Below are 17224 nucleotides of genomic sequence, written 5' to 3'. Positions count from 1 at the left end.
TGCCCCCCGATCCTTGAGGACCGCCATGTTCAGCCGTGATTTGACTATTGCCAAGTACGACGCCGACCTTTTTGCCGCCATGGAGCAAGAAGCTCAGCGCCAGGAAGAACACATTGAGCTGATCGCTTCGGAAAACTACACCAGCCCAGCGGTGATGGAAGCTCAAGGCTCGGTTCTGACCAACAAGTACGCCGAAGGCTACCCAGGCAAGCGCTACTACGGCGGTTGCGAGTACGTCGACGTGGTTGAGCAACTGGCCATCGACCGTGCCAAACAACTGTTCGGCGCCGATTACGCCAACGTTCAGCCACACGCCGGCTCGCAAGCCAACAGCGCCGTTTACCTGGCCCTGCTGCAAGCGGGCGACACCATCCTGGGCATGAGCCTGGCCCACGGCGGTCACCTGACCCACGGCGCCAGTGTTTCCTCCTCCGGCAAGCTGTACAACGCCGTTCAGTACGGTATCGACAGCAACGGCCTGATCGACTACGACGAAGTCGAGCGTCTGGCTGTTGAGCACAAGCCAAAAATGATCGTGGCCGGTTTCTCTGCCTACTCGCAGATCCTCGACTTCCCGCGCTTCCGTGAAATCGCTGACAAGGTTGGCGCCTACCTGTTCGTCGACATGGCTCACGTAGCCGGCCTGGTCGCTGCTGGCGTCTACCCGAACCCGGTGCCATTCGCTGACGTGGTCACCACCACGACCCACAAGACCCTGCGCGGTCCACGTGGCGGCCTGATCCTGGCTCGCGCCAACGCCGACATCGAGAAGAAACTGAACTCCGCGGTATTCCCGGGCGCCCAAGGCGGCCCACTGGAGCACGTGATCGCCGCTAAAGCGATCTGCTTCAAGGAAGCGTTGCAGCCTGAGTTCAAGGCCTACCAGCAACAAGTGGTCAAGAACGCCCAGGCCATGGCCGGCGTGTTCATCGAGCGCGGCTTTGACGTGGTCTCCGGCGGTACTGAAAACCACCTGTTCCTGCTGTCGCTGATCAAGCAGGAAATCTCCGGTAAAGACGCCGACGCCGCTCTGGGCAAAGCGTTCATCACCGTGAACAAGAACTCGGTTCCAAACGATCCACGCTCCCCGTTCGTCACCTCCGGCCTGCGCTTCGGTACTCCGGCTGTGACCACTCGCGGCTTCAAAGAGGCTGAGTGCAAAGAGCTGGCCGGCTGGATCTGCGACATCCTGGCTGACCTTTCCAACGAAGCGGTGATCGATGCCGTTCGCGAGAAGGTCAAGGCCATCTGCAAGAAGCTGCCGGTATACGGCGCTTAATCAGCCCGCTTAACCGCAGCAAAAAGAAACCGGCCAGAGATGGCCGGTTTTTTTTCGCCTGCAAAACCGCTCAAGATCGGCCCTTACCGCACAGCTGGTAAGACCGGTAAAGCCAATTCGTCATTTTCCGCTTGCAGCCCTCTGAAAACAGCGCCTAAACTGCGCCTGCACTGGACATACCGGTAAGACCACAATAATTAAGTCCTGAATCTGATGCGCACAGCGCACGGCACCCAGGACACTCACCAGGATTCCTCCCATGCTCAGATGGTGCTCGCGCTCAATCTTCCTTCAAGTTGTCCTTGGACTGGTGCTCGGCATCATCTGCGGACTGACCCTTCCCGAATACTCCGCCCAGTTAAAACCCCTCGGCGACGGCTTCATCAAACTGATCAAAATGCTTATCGGCCTGATCGTGTTCTGCGTGGTGGTCAGCGGTATTTCCGGCGCAGGCGACCTGAAAAAGGTCGGACGCATCGGCCTCAAATCGGTGATCTACTTCGAAGTGCTGACTACCATCGCCCTGGTGATCGGTCTGGTGTTCGCATTCAGCACCGGCATCGGCAGCGGCGCGAACATTCATCTGGATCAGCTTTCCACCGCCGACATGGGCGATATCGCCCAGCGCGGCCAGCACATGCACACCACCACGCAATTTCTGATGGACCTGATCCCGACCTCGGTGATTGGCGCCTTTGCCGACAACAACATCCTGCAAGTGCTGCTGTTCTCGGTCTTGTTCGGCAGCGCGCTGAACCTGGTGGGTGAAGCAGCCTCGGGAATTTCGCGACTGATCAACGAGCTCAGCCATGTGATCTTCCGCATCATGGGCATGATCGTGCGCCTGGCACCGATTGGTGTGTTTGGTGCGATTGCTTTCACCACCAGCAAATATGGCCTGGACTCCCTGCAACATCTGGGCAGCCTGATCGGCCTGTTTTACCTGACATGCGCAGTGTTCGTGTCGTTGATCCTGGGTCTGGTGATGCGCCTTTCCGGCCTGCGGCTGCTGCCCTTTCTCAAGTACTTGCGCGAAGAGTTGCTGATCGTCCTGGGCACCGCCTCCTCCGACGCCGTGCTTCCGCAAATCATGCGCAAACTGGAGCACCTGGGTATCGGCAGCTCGACGGTTGGCCTGGTGATTCCCACCGGATACTCGTTCAACCTCGATGGTTTTTCGATCTACCTGACCCTGGCCATCGTGTTCATCGCCAACGCCACCGGAACACCGCTGGCCATGAGCGATTTGCTGACGATCCTGCTGGTTTCGCTGATCACCTCCAAAGGTGCCCACGGCATTCCCGGCTCGGCCCTGGTGATTCTGGCGGCAACCCTGACCGCGATCCCGGCGATTCCGGTGGTGGGCCTGGTGCTGGTATTGGCGGTGGACTGGTTCATGGGCATTGGCCGGGCACTGACCAACCTGATCGGTAACTGCGTCGCCACCGTGGCCATCGCCCGCTGGGAAAAAGACATCGATGTCCAGCGTGCCAACAAGGTACTGTCCGGCGAGCAGGGCTACACCTTCCAGTCACGTAAATCAGCACCGCCGGCGCATCAGCAAGAATTTTGACCGAACCTTGTGCCTGTCACTGGCAGGCACAACAATTGAGCGTTTTACCGTCTCTCATGGAGCAAACAGTGATCACCTCGTCGACAGTTGTAAATTCAGTGGTTGAAAAGCTCCGCGCCGCCTTGGCACGCGGGCAGTGGCGCTCGGGCGACATGTTGCCGGGGCAACGCGAACTGGCTGAACAACTGGGTATCAGCCGGCCTAGCCTGCGTGAAGCGGTGATCGTGCTGGAGACCCTCGGCCTGGTGCGCTCCATGCCCGGCAAAGGCGTGGTGGTGCTGGAGGCCAACCTGAACGACGCGCCAGCCAACGACAGTGGCGTAGCCGGCGCCAGTCTCGAGGATGTGCTGCAACTGCGTTACACACTCGAACCGTTCATTGTCGGGTTGGTTGCCCAGTCCATCAGCAGCAAGGAAATCGGCCAACTGCGCCTGACGCTGATGGACATGCGCGAAGCCCTCGAAGCCAACGACAGCGAAGCCGGAATGAACGCCTACATCGCGTTCCACGAAGAGCTGTTCACCCTGACCTCGAACCCGATTTTCCAGAACGTCGTGCAGCAAACCAGCAACGCCCTCAAACAGAGCGCCGAGATGCTGCGCAATTCCCCGGAACACTTGGCCGGGCGGCTGGAAGAAAACGAAGCCGTGGTCCGCGCGATCCGCAGCAAAAACAGCGCCCTGGCCAGCGCCGAAATGCGCCGGCACATCCTTCAGGAAGGACAGCGCATGGGTATTGAACTGAATATCCCGGATGACAATCTGGGCCAATAACTGTTTGTAGAATCCCCTATCGGCAACCGGACTGGAGACTGGCCATGAGTTCCTACGCCTTGAAGAATCCCGTTTTCTCGATTTCCGCCGCCCTGCCCTTGCGCCGCCAGAGCGAAAAGAAGCGTTGCGTCGATGACATCTATCCGCAGATTTTCGACGCCATTCTCGAACAACGCATCGCCCCGGCCAGCCGCTTCACCGAAGAAAGCCTTGGCCAGGCATTCGGGGTCAGCCGCAGTATCATCCGCCAGGTGCTGGCGCGTTTGTCCCATCAGCAGGTGGTCATCCTGCGGCCCAATCATCGTCCGCAAGTCGCGGCGCCCGATGCCGAACAAACCCGCCAGATACTCCACGCCCGCAGGCTGACTGAAACCACCCTGGTGCGACTGGCCTGCCAACAACCGACTTCCCGGCACCTGCCGCAGTTACGCGAACTGATCGAACGCGAACGCCGCTGTATCGAACAGAACCAACGCGGGCCGGCGATTCGCCTGTCGGGTGAGTTCCACCTGCAACTGGCGCACGTCGCCGGTAACGCGCCGCTGGCACAATTTCTCGGCAGCCTGGTGCCGCTGACATCGCTGGCTATCGCCTGCTACGAAGAACAGTCGCCCAGTCATTGTGCGTGGCAGGAGCATGCGGCGATTGTCGAGGCGATAGAGCGCGGAGACGCCAAGGCTGCCGTGGGGCTGATGACCGAGCATCTGGATCATCTTGAGAAGAAATTACTGAGCCCGGAATCGGCCCCTGATAGCGTCGCCGGTTAGACCGCCATCGCGGGCACGCCTTACGCCTTGTAGGAGCAAGGCTTGCCCGCGATGACGGTCTCAAACACGCGGAAGATATCCGACCTTACTCAGCTGCCACCCGCGCAAACCCGGCGCGAATTTTCTCTTCCGGCAATTCATCGGCAATAAACACGATCACACTTTCCCGCCCTTCATCCTCGGCCCACTCAGTATCCCAGTCAAAACCGTACAACTTCAGTACGCCCTGAAACACCATGCGCCGAGGTTCGCCGACGATGTTCAGCACCCCTTTGTAGCGCAGCAACTGCTTGCCATGGTCTTCCAGCAGTTCGTTCATGAATTCGCTGAGCTTGTCGATATCCAGCGGTTTGTCGGTCCGCAGCACCAGGCTCGAGATGCGGTCGATAGACGGCGCCTTGCCCACCGGGCGCAGGCTGACACCACCGCCGAGGTCGGCATTGAGGTTGAAACCACGCACGTCGAGCAACTCGGCCAGATCGATCTTGCCGTGCTCAACCACGCGGATCGGCGCACGACGATTGATCCGGGTCAGACGCTCGCTCAGCGCGCTGAACGTCACCTCGTCGACCAGATCGCGCTTGCTCACCAGCAAGCGGTCGGCAAAGCCGATCTGCGCCTGGGCGATGGTCTGGGTCAAGTGCTGCTCGGCGTGAGCCGCATCGACCAAGGTGATGATGCCGTCGAGGATGTAGCGCTCGCGCAGCTCTTCATCGATGAAGAAGGTCTGCGCCACCGGTGCTGGATCAGCCAGGCCGGTGCATTCGATCACCAGGCGGTCGAAGGCGATTTCGCCGCTGTCCAGACGTTCCAGCAACAGGTACAAGGCCTTGGTCAGGTCGGTGTGAATGGTGCAGCAGACGCAGCCATTCGACAGCGTCATGACTTGCACCGGCTCATCGCCCAAGAGTTGGGTGTCGATGCCGGCGTCGCTGAATTCGTTTTCGATCACGGCGATTTTCAGGCCGTGCTCGGCTTTGAGCAGGTGACGCAGCAGTGTGGTTTTGCCGGCGCCGAGGAAACCGCTGAGGACCGTAACAGGGATAGGGGGTAGCAAAAGAAGATCTCCCAAACGCTGAAAAAACTGTAGGAGCACAGCTTGCTGGCGATAGCGATCTTGAAGACGCCATCGCCCGCAAGCTGTGCTCCTACAGTCGTGTGTTACCTAGACCTCATGCATCAACAGCACTTCGGCCCACCCTTGCCACCATAACGAGCCTCCTGGCGCTCCCGAAAGAACGCCTCGTAGCTCATCACCGGTTTGTCCGGGTGTTTGGTTTGCATATGCTCGACGTAGGTGTCGTAGTCGGGCATGCCGACCATCAGGCGCGCGGCCTGACCGAGGTATTTACCGAGGCGACTCAGGTCATTGAACATGCTTGCAACCCTCGATTACGCTTCTGGAATCGCCTGGAATGGCGATTCTTTATCCGTGCGTTCTTTGCTGCCCCAGGCGGAAATACCGACCTTGATCGCATAGAACAGGATGCTGAAGACCACGAACAGGAACAGCGCCGTCAGCGTTGCGTTGGTGTAGGCGTTGTAGATCACGTGCTGCATCTGCGTGATGTCCTTGGCCGGCGCGAGGATCTGACCGTTGGCCAGGGCATCGCTGTATTTTTTGGCCAGCGACAGGAAGCCGATCGCCGGGTTGGCGTCGAACAGCTTGATGAAGCCTGCGGTGGTGGTGCAGATCAGCAGCCAGGCGGCGGGCAACAAGGTCACCCAGATGTAGCGTTGGCGTTTCATTTTGATCAGCACCACCGTGCCGAGCATCAGCGCGATACCGGCCAGCATCTGGTTGGAGATACCGAACAGCGGCCACAAGGTGTTGATGCCGCCCAACGGGTCGATCACGCCTTGGTACAGCAGGTAACCCCACATTGCCACGCAACCGGCGGTCGCGATCAGGTTGGCGGTCCAGGACTCAGTACGTTTGAGCGCCGGAACGAAGGAACCGAGCAAATCCTGCAGCATAAAACGTCCGGCACGGGTGCCGGCGTCGACCGCCGTCAGGATGAACAGCGCTTCGAACAGGATCGCGAAGTGGTACCAGAACGCCATGGTGTTTTCGCCCGGCAGAACGCTGTGCAGGATCTGCGCGATACCGACCGCCAGGGTCGGCGCACCGCCGGCACGGGCCAGCACGGTGGTTTCACCGATGTCCTTGGCCACCGCTTGCAGGGCTTCCGGGGTGATCGCAAAGCCCCAACTGCTGACGGTTTGCGCGACTTGCATCACTTCACCGCCGACGATCGCCGCCGGGCTGTTCATCGCGAAGTACACGCCCGGTTCGATCACCGAAGCCGCCACCATCGCCATGATGGCCACGAAGGACTCCATCAGCATGCCGCCGTAACCGATGTAACGGGCATTGCTTTCGTTATCCAGCAGTTTCGGAGTAGTCCCGGAGGCAATCAGCGCGTGGAAACCCGAGACCGCGCCGCAGGCAATGGTGATGAACAGGAACGGGAACAACCCGCCCTTCCACACCGGCCCGGTGCCATCGATGAATTGGGTCAGTGCCGGCATTTTCAGCACGGGCATGGTGATCAGGATGCCAATCGCCAAGGCGACAATGGTACCGATCTTGAGGAAGGTCGACAGGTAGTCACGCGGCGCCAGAATCAGCCAGACCGGCAATACTGCCGCGACGAAACCGTAGCCGATCAGCATCCAGGTGATCTGGATCCCGGTGAAGGAGAAGGCCTTGGCCCAGACCGGATCAGCGGCGATCTGCCCGCCCAGCCAGATCGAGCCGAGCAACAGCAGCACGCCGACGATGGAGATTTCACCGATGCGGCCCGGGCGGATGTAGCGCATGTACACGCCCATGAACATCGCGATCGGGATGGTCGCCATCACCGTGAAAATGCCCCACGGGCTTTCGGCCAGGGCCTTGACCACGATCAGCGCCAGCACCGCGAGGATGATGATCATGATCAGGAAGCAGCCGAACAGCGCGATGGTCCCGGGTATCTGACCCATTTCTTCACGGACCATGTCGCCCAGGGAGCGACCGTTGCGGCGGGTCGACATGAACAGGACCATGAAGTCCTGAACGGCACCGGCCAGCACCACACCGGCGATCAGCCAGAGCGTGCCGGGCAAATAGCCCATCTGCGCCGCCAACACCGGACCGACTAACGGACCAGCACCCGCGATGGCCGCGAAGTGGTGACCGAAAAGAATGTGTTTGTTGGTGGGCACGTAGTCCAGACCGTCGTTGTTGACGACAGCGGGGGTGGCTCGCAGCGGATTGAGCTGCATCACATTATTGGCAATGAACAGACTGTAGTAACGGTAAGCGACCAGATAAATGGCGACTGCTGCGACTACGATCCAGAGGGCGTTGATGGCTTCGCCGCGGCGCAGGGCCACAACTCCCAAGGCGCACGCGCCTACGACTGCCAGCACCAGCCAAGGTAAGTGGCGTAGCAGGCTATTATTATTTTTCATTTTTGATTCCAGCCAGAGTGGACAAAAAAGACAGCCACCCCGAGTTTAGCGCTACTGGCGCCAAAGACCATACCCCGACCTAGGTCTAGAGTCGTACCGACAGTGGCAGCCTGCGCGGATGCTGGTCTATAGTCAGCGAACACCCAGAGGATTGCGCCATGAGGGACCACCCCGCCAATCACCGCCGCTTCAAACGCATTGCCTTCGATGCCAAAACCGAGCTCAGCCAAGGCGAGCATCGGTGGCCGGTGAAACTGCTCGACCTGTCACTCAAGGGCCTGTTGATCGAACGTCCCGAGCCCTGGCTTGGGGACGAAGAGAAGATGTTTTCGGTCGACATTCACCTGAGCAGCGACACCGAGATCCGCATGGATGTGCAACTGTCCCATGACAATAACCACCAGTTAGGCTTCGTCTGTCGGTACATCGATCTGGAGTCTGTCAGCAAACTGCGGCGGCTGGTCGAGCTCAACACGGGCGATCAGGCCGAACTTGAGCGAGAGCTGGGTGCGCTGATCCACATTAGACCACTCTTGTAGGAGCTGCCGCAGGCTGCTCCTACAAGGGCTGGGTTTATTCAAATAACGCGTCCAAGGCCTGTTCCAGTCGCGTCACCGCGATGATCCGTAACCCGGCAGGCGCTTCCTTCGGCGCATTGCCCTTGGGCACGATGGCGCGTTTGAAGCCGTGCTTGGCGGCTTCCTTCAAGCGCTCCTGACCGCTTGGCACCGGCCGCACTTCACCAGACAAGCCAACCTCACCAAACACCAACAGATCATGTGGCAATGGCCGATTGCGCAGGCTGGACATCACGGCTGCCATCAACGCCAGATCGGACGCCGTCTCCAGCACCTTGACCCCGCCGACCACGTTGAGGAACACGTCCTGGTCGTGAGTCGGTATGCCTCCATGACGGTGCAGCACCGCCAACAGCATGGCCAGGCGATTCTGATCCAGGCCGAGGGTGACACGGCGCGGGTTGGCCAGGTGGCTGTCGTCCACAAGAGCCTGAACTTCCACCAGCATCGGTCGCGTGCCTTCCCACGTCGCCATCACTACGCTGCCCGGCACTTCTTCCTGCGCGCGGGTGAGGAAAATCGCCGAAGGGTTGGAGACCTCTTTCAAACCCTTGTCGGTCATACCGAACACGCCCAACTCGTTGACCGCACCGAAGCGGTTTTTCACCGCTCGCAACAGACGCAAGCGTCCATCCGACTCGCCTTCGAAATACAGCACCGTGTCGACCATGTGTTCCAGCACTCGGGGCCCCGCCAACGCACCTTCTTTGGTCACGTGGCCGACGAGGAAAATCGCCGTGCCGCTCTGTTTCGCGTAACGCACCAGCAATGCCGCGCTTTCGCGAACCTGAGAGACGCCGCCCGGTGCCGATTGCAGTTGCTCAGTGAAAATCGTCTGGATCGAGTCGATCACCATGACCTTGGGTTTTTCCACCCGAGCCGTGGCGATGATGGTTTCGATGCAGGTTTCGGTCATGACTCGCAGTTGATCCTGCGGCAAGCCCAGACGTCGGGCGCGCATGGCCACTTGCTGCTGGGACTCTTCGCCCGTGACATACAGCGCCGGCATCCGGGTCGCGAGGTTGCACAGGGTTTGCAGAAGGATCGTCGACTTGCCGATCCCCGGATCACCGCCGATCAACACCACCGAGCCGTCGACCAGGCCGCCACCGAGCACCCGATCCAGCTCGCCGGACGCGGTGGAGAAACGTGGAATTTCTTCGACACTGACTTCGGCCAGCGTCTTGATCTGCGCCTGCTGCCCGGCCCAGCCGGTACGACCGCTGGGGGCAGCGGCACCGCCACTTTCCACCAGGGTTTCGGTCAGGGTGTTCCAGGCCCCGCATTCGCCGCATTGGCCAGCCCACTTGGGGAAGGTCGAGCCGCATTCGGTGCAGCCGTACATGCGCTTTGCCTTGGCCATCTGAACTCCCGGAAAAAACCGCGATGATAGCTCAGCTGGACGCGATCAGCGCGGCGCCGGGGTACGGATTTCGCCCGCGGCCAGACGCGCGGCGCTGTTACCCAGCGGATCCTCGGCATTCAGGTCGGCCCCCTTGGCAGCCAAGGCGTCGAGCAACTCGACCCGTTTGAACAGGCCCGCATACATCGCCGCCGTCTGGCCTGCGCCATTACGTTGCTCCGGGTTGCAATCGGTCGCCAACAGTCGCCGGGCTATTTGCACTTCGCCCTTGAAGATCGCCCCCATCAGCGCCGTGTTGCCACGCAGGTCCTGGGCACAGGCATTGGCTCCGGCGCCGAGCAAGCGCTCTACCGCCGCAGACTGACCGTGGTAAGCCGCCAGGATCAACGCGGTGTAGCCCTTGCTGTCGCGAGTCTCAAGGGAATAGCCCGCCTCGATGAACGTCTCGAGCATCGGCACATCGCCGCGACGAGCGGCGTCAAAGTAGTAATCCTGCAATTGCGCCTTGAGCGCTACCGGGTCCTTGGTCAGGTCGGCACCCGGTTCTGCATAAACGCTGCTCGCCAGGCTGGCCAGAAACAGGCAAAGATATATTCGCATGGCATAGCTCCTGGGCTCTCGCACGGCACTGAGTCGTGCGAGAGCCGGTTGAGGCAATGACGATCAGTCGACCAGTTTGTCCGCGAGCGCCTTGACGCGACTCAGATCTCCCTTGGCGACCTTGGTCACGCCGGTGCCGTATTCAGGGTCAGCCTTATAGAGGAAGGACAGGATGATGTGCTTGCTTTCGTCATCCGTGGTGGCCAGCGAGCCACCAAAACTTTCGATCAGGTCGCTGCGCTCCTTCTTGCTGAACGAACGATACAGATCGCCGGCCTGCTTGAAGTTTTGCTCGCGCTGGATCTTCGCCTGCTGGGTCGTACCCGACAGCGCCGACTGGCTGTAGCGTGCCGCTTGAGGTTCCTCACGTGACTCCAGACGACTCGGCTGATAGTTCACACCCCCGCTGCTGCGACCTGTGTTCATCGCTCCGTCCTGGTTACCGTTGTTCACCGTTACTTTTGGTGCATTGATCGGTAACTGCAACGCATTGGCGCCCAGGCGATACAGTTGCGTATCGGCATAAGAGAACACTCGACCTTGCAACAAACGATCTTCCGAAGGTTCAATTCCCGGCACTAGATTGGCCGGTGCCATGGCAACTTGTTCGGTTTCCTGAAAGACATTCGCAGGATTACGATTGAGCACCATTTGTCCAACTTTTCGCTCAGGGATACCCGGCCAGATCTTGGTAGCATCCAAAGGATCGAAGTCAAACTTATACAAGTCTTGTGGTTTTAGAACCTGAATGTACAAGTCCCACTTTGGAAAGTCGCCTTTATTGATATGAGCCACCAAGTCATTGGTCATATGACTGTAGTCTTGCCCCTGAACCTTGGTAACCGCTTGTGGGTCAAGGTTATTAATCCCCTGCAAACTCTTCCAGTGAAACTTCACATAGCTGACTTCGCCTTTGGCATTGACCAATTTATAGGCGTGAACTCCATTACCGTCCATTTCCCGGTAACTCGCCGGTGTGCCGGAGTTGGAATACAACTCGGTCAACGTCCGAGTGGCTTCCGGGACATGGGAAAAGAAGTCGAACCGGCGCGAGTCATCATCCAGGTTGGTGCGCGGGTCTGGCTTGAAGGCGTGGACCATGTCCGGGAATTTGATCGCATCACGGATGAAAAAGGTCGGGAAGTTATTGCCGACCAGGTCCCAGTTGCCGTCTGCGGTATAGAACTTGGTGGCAAAGCCTCGTGGATCGCGCAAGGTTTCCGGGGAATGGTTGCCGTGCACCACCGCAGAAAAACGCACGAACACCGGCGTCGTCTGGCCAGCGGCAAAGACTTTGGCCTTGGTCAGGTCACTGAGATCATCGGTTACCGTGAAACTGCCATGGGCACCCGTACCACGGGCATGTACGACCCGCTCCGGGATGCGTTCGCGGTCAAAGCGCTGGAGTTTCTGGATCAGTTGCACGTCCTGCAACAGCACCGGGCCAGTGGCCCCCGCGGTCTGCGAGTTCTGGTTGTCGCCCACGGCAGCGCCGTTATCGCGGGTCAGGGTCGCCGCGTGAACGGAGAATGACAGCAGGCTGGCGGTCAAGACGCCGAATACACGGCGCTGGGAAAAAGCCCCTCGGCTAATGGCGGTGGTCATGTCGAACTCCTCTGGTTTTGTGTAGCGCATCCAGGTGCGCTGAACAGAGGCTAGTGACCAGACAGTCAAAACATAAATAGAAAGAACGCAATGCGTCGATTGAGAGTTTTTTCTGGTCTATCAGTGAGTTGGCGCGTATTCACGCGCGATTGATGGCACTTTGTAAACTATTTGCCAGTAAGCGGGTCGATAGCAGCGAGCACTGTAAGTAGTTGTGTCGAGCAAGACCCGACTTGCTGATTTACACTGCGTTCACCAACCTCATCTGTAACAAGGAATAACCTATGGGCGTGCTCAGTGAGTTCAAGGCCTTCGCGGTCAAAGGTAATGTGGTCGACATGGCCGTCGGTATTATCATCGGTGCCGCGTTCGGCAAGATCGTTTCGTCGTTTGTCGGTGATGTTGTCATGCCGCCAATCGGCCTGCTGATCGGGGGGGTGGACTTCGCGGACCTGGCGGTCACGCTGAAAGCGGGTCAAGGCACTGTCCCGGCCGTGGTGCTGGCCTACGGCAAATTCATCCAGAGCATCATCGACTTCCTGATCGTCGCGTTCGCGATCTTCGCGGGCGTGAAGGCCATCAACCGCCTGAAGCGTGAAGAGGCTGTGGCGCCAAGCCTGCCGCCGGTTCCGACCAAGGAAGAAGAACTGTTGAGCGAGATTCGCGACCTGCTCAAAGCGCAGAACAATAAGCCCTGAAGGCTGGGTTGCGAAATAAACGGCGCCTGATGGCGTCGTTTTTCATTACCAGTAATTTTCCACAGCCACCTGACCAGGTCGCCGAGTCAGACTCAGTTGCATGTCGCGCGCTTTCAGCAAGTTGCGCGTGTCATCGATCATCTGCGGGTTTCCACAGAGCATCACTCGCGAATGTTCGGCCGTAATGGCGACGCCAGCCACCCGCTCCAGCTCGCCATTGTTGATCAACTGGGTGATTCGCCCGCTCAATGCTTGCGGATGCGGCTCACGGGTAACCGTGGCGATAAATTGCAGTTTATGGGCGTGCTCCGCCAAATACTCACGCTCTTCCAATTCAGCAATCAGCGCCTGATAAGCCAGCTCCCGCGTTTCACGCACGCTATACACCAGAATGATTCGCTCAAATTTCTCCCAGACCTCGAAGTCCTGCAGGATCGACAGAAACGGCGCAATACCCGTCCCTGTGGACAATAACCATAGATCACGCCCATCGACGAAGCGATCAAGGGTCAGGAAACCAAAGGCCTGACGGTCGACCATCAAGGTATCGCCTACCTCCAGACGACTCAGTTCGCTGGTAAATTCGCCACCCGGAACGACGATGGAAAAGAACTCAAGAAACTCGTCATGGGGTGAAGAGACCATAGAATAGGCGCGCCAAACCGTGCTGCCGTCAGCCTTGGTAACCCCTAAACGGGCGAATTGCCCGGCACGAAAACGAAAACCCGGATCTCGCGTGGTACGTAGCGTGAACAGGCTGGACGTCAGTGGCTGGACATCGAGCAGGGTTTGTCGGGTGAACTTCTCTGCGCTGGCGGTCATGGGGCGCTCCATAGGTCTGATTGCTCCAGTGTCCCGCAAAGCCGGACGAAGAAACACCGCCGATTTGTAGTGGTATTAATCAACAGATGACTAACAGTTAACTAAAGAGTTAAAGGCAGGGTTCGCAACCTGAATATAAAGATAGTATTAATATCTCTACAGATGTCGGAGCAAATCGCATGATCTGTACAGGTACTGTTTCTCTAATAACCGGTTATTTATTTTGCGAACCTATCAAGAGCAAAAAACTCACTTCGCACCTGTAGGATTTACCCTACACTCGCAACGTACCAATTTTGGATCCAATAAACACCTACGAAGCGAAACACAGGGAGAAGTTTGTATGGATACCTGGAAGGAGACTCGGTTAAAACAGCTGATTTATGAGTCAAGCCTTGAAAAGGCTTACACGATAGCACTTGGCTTCTTTAATAATCTTGGCTACGAATATTGTGCGTTTTCAATGACTTCTCATGCGCCAAATCATTGTGACAATGACCTGAACCTTAATAATTACTCACCTGACTGGAACACCCGTTATGAACAAAACAACTACTGCGCAATAGACCCAATAGTAGCTCATTGCAATCATTCAATGCTGCCCATTCTCTGGGACAGTGATACCTTCGCCAACGTCCCCGATCTACGGCGCGCACTCGCGGGTCAAGGCATGCAGCACGGTTGGTCGCTGCCGCTACATGAGCTGAACAACCATAGCAGCGGCATGCTCTGCGTCGCCCGAAGCCATTGCCGTATCACGGCTTATGAACTCTATGAAAACCTCGGTTATGCAACGTTCATCAGCCATAAGCTGCATGTCCTCGCAATGCAAAAGCTGGCCTGCAAGAATCCGGACGGCTTGAGCGCGACTCAATTATCGACGCGGGAAACAGATGTGCTGAAGTGGGCTTCGAAAGGCAAGAACGCATTGGAAACCGGGATAATCCTAAACATCACCCAACGTACGGTAAATTTCCACATAGGCAATGCGATCAAGAAACTGGGTGTCACCAACAAAATTTCTGCGGTGGTACAGGCCGCGAAGTGCAGATATATCTGAGCCTGACCCAATACCAGTGCTTGTCAGCGCTGGACACGACGGAAAACCTGCGAGTAATTCGACGGAAAAAAACGTACCATTTACGCCCCTTCTGAGTGATGAAGCGAACGACACCGCAACGCAGTCCACTCAGACGGTCCCGTCCAGCATTGAATACGTGCAAAACCGCGGGACACCCGTTGATTACCCAGAGTCCCCGCCCCATGCCCCTGCTCGAAAGCCCCTTCGCCCAACTTGACCTGATCCGCCAGCCCGAACAGCAGAACGAACCGCTGCAAGCCTTCGATGCGGCTGACGAGTATCTGCTTAATTTTCTGGCCGAACAGCAGCCGAATGCTGATACCCGGGTTCTGGTGCTCAATGACAGCTTTGGTGCACTGGCGGCGAGCCTTGCCGGCAAGGTTCAAGTCACCAGTAGCGGTGATTCGTTTCTCGCAGCCCAGGCATTGGAAAAGAACCTGGTACGCAATGGCCTTCCCTTTGATGTTGTGTCAGTGCTGCCGGCCAGTGCGCCACTGGTCGGCCCGTTCGATCGGGTACTGATCCGCGTCCCCAAAACCCTGGCGTTGCTGGAAGAGCAACTGATCCGCCTGCAAACGCAGCTGGCACCCGGCGCACAAGTGGTTGCTGCGGCCATGGTCAAACACCTGCCGCGGGCAGCCGGCGATCTGCTGGAGCGCTACATCGGCCCGGTGCAAGCGTCGCTGGCGGTCAAGAAAGCCCGCTTGCTGATTGCCACAGCCGATGCCAGGCAACCCGCGCAGTCGCCCTACCCGACTCGCTACACACTCGACGATCCGGCAATCGAGTTACTCAACCACGCCAACGTGTTCTGTCGCGAAGGCCTGGACATCGGCACTCGGGCGTTTCTCCCTCACCTGCCGAAAAACCTCGGTAACGCGCGGGTCGCCGACCTGGGTTGCGGCAACGGCGTCTTGGCCATCGCCAGTGCCCTGCAAAACCCTCAAGCCCACTACACGCTGGTGGACGAATCGTTCATGGCCGTGCAATCCGCTGCCGAAAACTGGCGGGCCGCCCTCGGTTCGCGCGAAGTCATCGTGCGCGCGGGCGATGGTCTGGCCGGGCAGGAGCCGCAGTCGCTGGACGTGGTGCTGTGCAATCCGCCTTTCCACCAGCAACAAGTGGTCGGGGACTTCCTCGCCTGGCGGATGTTCCAGCAAGCTCGCGAAGCCCTGGTGGTGGGCGGCGCGCTGTACATCGTCGGCAACCGTCATCTGGGCTATCACAGCAAACTGGCGCGTCTGTTCCGGGGTGTCGAGCAGGTTGCGGCAACGCCCAAATTCGTGATCCTCAATGCCCGCAAATAACGGCCAACGCCCAGGCAAAAAAAACCCTCCAGTGGAGGGTTATAAATCCGTGCCGCAAAGCACGGGATGGGATGTTCGGGTCGATCAGTGAGTGGTCAGGCCTGCAGCATTCATGAACATGCGCATCAGGCTGGCTACGACAAATAGCGCCAGTACGCTGCCGGTCCAGATCATTACCAACCAGCCAAGCCGCTGCCAGAGCGGCTTCTTTTCAGCCTGTTCGATTTCCTGCAAAGAGTGTTTACCAGCCATTGTCGAATGCTCCTGTCAGACAGCTCGGGCACCTGGCCCGAGCCGCGGTCACGCAGACTAGTGGTAACCGTCGTCATGGGTCACCTTGCCGCGGAACACGTAGTAGCTCCAGAAGGTGTAGCCCAGAATGAACGGGATGATGAACAGGGTGCCGACCAGCATGAAACCCTGGCTTTGCGGCGGTGCGGCGGCGTCCCAGATCGAGATCGACGGCGGCACGATGTTCGGCCACAGGCTGATTCCCAGACCGCTGTAACCGAGGAAAATCAGCACCAGGGTCAACAGGAACGGTGTGTAATGAGCGTTACGCGCCACAGCACGCAGTAAACCGTACATCGTCACCAGCACCAGGATTGGCACTGGCAGGAACCAGAACAGGTTCGGCAGGGTGAACCAGCGCGCAGCGATCTCGGCATGGGCCAGCGGGGTCCAGATACTGACGATACCAGTCACCGCCAACACCACGAACGCCAGCGGGCGGGCCAGGTCGTGCATTTGCTTTTGCAACTTGCCTTCGGTCTTCATGATCAGCCAGGTGCAGCCGAGCAGCGCATAAGCGACGATCAGCGCCACGCCACAGAACAGCGAGAACGGTGTCAGCCAGTCCAGCGTGCCGCCCGCGAACTGCCGATTGACCACCGGAATGCCGTCGATAAACGCCCCCAGCGCCACACCCTGGAAGAACGTCGCCGTCAGCGAGCCGCCGATGAAGCACTTGTCCCAGATGTGTCGTTTGTGGTCCTTGGCCTTGAAGCGGAACTCGAACGCCACACCGCGGAAGATCAAGCCGATCAGCATCAGGATCAGCGGCAGGTACAGCGCCGACAGCACCACCGAATACGCCAGCGGGAAGGCGCCAAATAGCGCCGCGCCGCCCAATACCAGCCAGGTTTCGTTACCGTCCCAGACTGGCGCGACAGTGTTCATCATCACATCGCGGTCACGGTGGCCCTTGATGAAGGGGAAGAGAATGCCGATTCCCAGGTCAAAACCATCCATGACCACGTACATCATGATCCCGAAGATGATGATCACGGCCCAGATCAGCGGAAGATCAATACCCATGA

The 17224-nt window shown here is 58.5% G+C and carries 17 protein-coding genes; 8 read left to right on the top strand and 9 right to left on the bottom strand.

Features of this window, described 5'->3' with window-relative positions; genetic code table 11:
• Window positions 1–25: 25 nt before the first annotated feature.
• From glyA to AC1RJ3_RS02185, 4 genes are all read left to right on the top strand, one after another.
• Window positions 26–1279, top strand: a complete 1254-nt coding sequence (glyA, locus tag AC1RJ3_RS02200) for a serine hydroxymethyltransferase (RefSeq protein ID WP_054595500.1) — start codon at window positions 26–28, stop codon at window positions 1277–1279.
• A 259-nt stretch (window positions 1280–1538) separates the two neighbouring features.
• A complete protein-coding gene (locus AC1RJ3_RS02195; RefSeq protein ID WP_103319429.1) occupies window positions 1539–2852 on the top strand; it encodes a C4-dicarboxylate transporter DctA in 1314 nt (437 codons plus the stop codon).
• 68 nt (window positions 2853–2920) lie between these two features.
• Window positions 2921–3625, top strand: a complete 705-nt coding sequence (locus AC1RJ3_RS02190; protein ID WP_054598230.1) for a FadR/GntR family transcriptional regulator — start codon at window positions 2921–2923, stop codon at window positions 3623–3625.
• A 44-nt stretch (window positions 3626–3669) separates the two neighbouring features.
• Window positions 3670–4392: a GntR family transcriptional regulator gene (locus AC1RJ3_RS02185; protein WP_054595499.1), complete on the top strand. Its 723-nt coding sequence runs from the start codon at window positions 3670–3672 to the stop codon at window positions 4390–4392.
• A gap of 85 nt (window positions 4393–4477) precedes the next feature.
• Here AC1RJ3_RS02185 and yjiA read toward each other — a convergent pair whose 3' ends face one another.
• From yjiA to AC1RJ3_RS02170, 3 genes are all read right to left on the bottom strand, one after another.
• Window positions 4478–5449, bottom strand: coding sequence for a GTPase (gene yjiA, locus AC1RJ3_RS02180; protein ID WP_347928835.1), 972 nt, complete (start codon window positions 5447–5449; stop codon window positions 4478–4480).
• A 122-nt stretch (window positions 5450–5571) separates the two neighbouring features.
• On the bottom strand, window positions 5572–5769 hold the full coding sequence (locus AC1RJ3_RS02175) for a YbdD/YjiX family protein (RefSeq protein WP_010448516.1): 198 nt from the start codon (window positions 5767–5769) through the stop codon (window positions 5572–5574).
• 15 nt (window positions 5770–5784) lie between these two features.
• Window positions 5785–7851 carry a carbon starvation CstA family protein gene (locus AC1RJ3_RS02170; protein WP_054595497.1) on the bottom strand — a complete coding sequence of 689 codons (2067 nt, stop codon included), beginning with the start codon at window positions 7849–7851 and terminating at the stop codon, window positions 5785–5787.
• A gap of 158 nt (window positions 7852–8009) precedes the next feature.
• On the opposite strand from AC1RJ3_RS02170, the gene AC1RJ3_RS02165 reads away from it, so the two are divergent.
• Entirely contained in the window at window positions 8010–8390 is a 381-nt protein-coding gene (locus AC1RJ3_RS02165) for a PilZ domain-containing protein (protein ID WP_347928832.1), read from the top strand.
• Between the two features lie 34 nt (window positions 8391–8424).
• Here the strand turns inward: AC1RJ3_RS02165 and radA are convergent, their stop codons facing one another.
• From radA to katB, 3 genes are all read right to left on the bottom strand, one after another.
• Complete coding sequence (gene radA / locus AC1RJ3_RS02160) at window positions 8425–9792, bottom strand: DNA repair protein RadA (protein ID WP_019691594.1); 1368 nt, start codon at window positions 9790–9792, stop codon at window positions 8425–8427.
• Window positions 9793–9837: 45 nt separating this feature from the next.
• A complete protein-coding gene (locus AC1RJ3_RS02155) occupies window positions 9838–10392 on the bottom strand; it encodes an ankyrin repeat domain-containing protein (RefSeq protein ID WP_493077234.1) in 555 nt (184 codons plus the stop codon).
• A gap of 63 nt (window positions 10393–10455) precedes the next feature.
• Window positions 10456–11997: a catalase KatB gene (katB, locus tag AC1RJ3_RS02150; protein ID WP_493077232.1), complete on the bottom strand. Its 1542-nt coding sequence runs from the start codon at window positions 11995–11997 to the stop codon at window positions 10456–10458.
• A gap of 284 nt (window positions 11998–12281) precedes the next feature.
• On the opposite strand from katB, the gene mscL reads away from it, so the two are divergent.
• On the top strand, window positions 12282–12695 hold the full coding sequence (gene mscL, locus AC1RJ3_RS02145; protein ID WP_347928828.1) for a large-conductance mechanosensitive channel protein MscL: 414 nt from the start codon (window positions 12282–12284) through the stop codon (window positions 12693–12695).
• 45 nt (window positions 12696–12740) lie between these two features.
• Here the strand turns inward: mscL and AC1RJ3_RS02140 are convergent, their stop codons facing one another.
• Complete coding sequence (locus tag AC1RJ3_RS02140) at window positions 12741–13517, bottom strand: ferredoxin--NADP reductase (protein ID WP_054595493.1); 777 nt, start codon at window positions 13515–13517, stop codon at window positions 12741–12743.
• Window positions 13518–13860: 343 nt separating this feature from the next.
• Between AC1RJ3_RS02140 and AC1RJ3_RS02135 the strand changes: the two genes are divergently transcribed.
• Both AC1RJ3_RS02135 and AC1RJ3_RS02130 read left to right on the top strand, forming a co-directional pair.
• Window positions 13861–14577, top strand: coding sequence for an autoinducer binding domain-containing protein (locus AC1RJ3_RS02135; protein WP_054595492.1), 717 nt, complete (start codon window positions 13861–13863; stop codon window positions 14575–14577).
• Between the two features lie 203 nt (window positions 14578–14780).
• Window positions 14781–15905, top strand: coding sequence for a methyltransferase (locus AC1RJ3_RS02130; RefSeq protein ID WP_493077229.1), 1125 nt, complete (start codon window positions 14781–14783; stop codon window positions 15903–15905).
• 84 nt (window positions 15906–15989) lie between these two features.
• On the opposite strand, the gene AC1RJ3_RS02125 is transcribed toward AC1RJ3_RS02130, so the two are convergent.
• On the bottom strand, window positions 15990–16157 hold the full coding sequence (locus AC1RJ3_RS02125) for a DUF2474 domain-containing protein (protein ID WP_427534066.1): 168 nt from the start codon (window positions 16155–16157) through the stop codon (window positions 15990–15992).
• Window positions 16158–16214: 57 nt separating this feature from the next.
• The gene (cydB, locus tag AC1RJ3_RS02120) at window positions 16215–17222 is read right to left on the bottom strand and encodes a cytochrome d ubiquinol oxidase subunit II (RefSeq protein ID WP_427534064.1); all 1008 of its coding nucleotides are present in this window, start codon (window positions 17220–17222) and stop codon (window positions 16215–16217) included.
• Window positions 17223–17224: the final 2 nt, after the last annotated feature.

Source organism: Pseudomonas sp. GW822-FHT04C11, assembly GCF_058800905.1.
The sequence above is the reverse complement of the archived record's forward strand: the minus strand, read 5'-3'. Positions and strand labels throughout refer to the sequence as shown.

Coding starts and splice junctions, on each gene's coding strand:
- mscL (WP_347928828.1), top strand. CDS start 12,282: ATGGGCGTGCTCAGTGAGTTCAAGGCCTTCGCGGTCAAAGGTAATGTG.
- AC1RJ3_RS02195 (WP_103319429.1), top strand. CDS start 1,539: ATGCTCAGATGGTGCTCGCGCTCAATCTTCCTTCAAGTTGTCCTTGGA.
- AC1RJ3_RS02170 (WP_054595497.1), bottom strand. CDS start 7,851: ATGAAAAATAATAATAGCCTGCTACGCCACTTACCTTGGCTGGTGCTG.
- AC1RJ3_RS02175 (WP_010448516.1), bottom strand. CDS start 5,769: ATGTTCAATGACCTGAGTCGCCTCGGTAAATACCTCGGTCAGGCCGCG.
- glyA (WP_054595500.1), top strand. CDS start 26: ATGTTCAGCCGTGATTTGACTATTGCCAAGTACGACGCCGACCTTTTT.
- AC1RJ3_RS02125 (WP_427534066.1), bottom strand. CDS start 16,157: ATGGCTGGTAAACACTCTTTGCAGGAAATCGAACAGGCTGAAAAGAAG.
- AC1RJ3_RS02130 (WP_493077229.1), top strand. CDS start 14,781: ATGCCCCTGCTCGAAAGCCCCTTCGCCCAACTTGACCTGATCCGCCAG.
- cydB (WP_427534064.1), bottom strand. CDS start 17,222: ATGGGTATTGATCTTCCGCTGATCTGGGCCGTGATCATCATCTTCGGG.
- AC1RJ3_RS02185 (WP_054595499.1), top strand. CDS start 3,670: ATGAGTTCCTACGCCTTGAAGAATCCCGTTTTCTCGATTTCCGCCGCC.
- AC1RJ3_RS02165 (WP_347928832.1), top strand. CDS start 8,010: ATGAGGGACCACCCCGCCAATCACCGCCGCTTCAAACGCATTGCCTTC.
- radA (WP_019691594.1), bottom strand. CDS start 9,792: ATGGCCAAGGCAAAGCGCATGTACGGCTGCACCGAATGCGGCTCGACC.
- AC1RJ3_RS02135 (WP_054595492.1), top strand. CDS start 13,861: ATGGATACCTGGAAGGAGACTCGGTTAAAACAGCTGATTTATGAGTCA.
- AC1RJ3_RS02155 (WP_493077234.1), bottom strand. CDS start 10,392: ATGCGAATATATCTTTGCCTGTTTCTGGCCAGCCTGGCGAGCAGCGTT.
- katB (WP_493077232.1), bottom strand. CDS start 11,997: ATGACCACCGCCATTAGCCGAGGGGCTTTTTCCCAGCGCCGTGTATTC.
- AC1RJ3_RS02140 (WP_054595493.1), bottom strand. CDS start 13,517: ATGACCGCCAGCGCAGAGAAGTTCACCCGACAAACCCTGCTCGATGTC.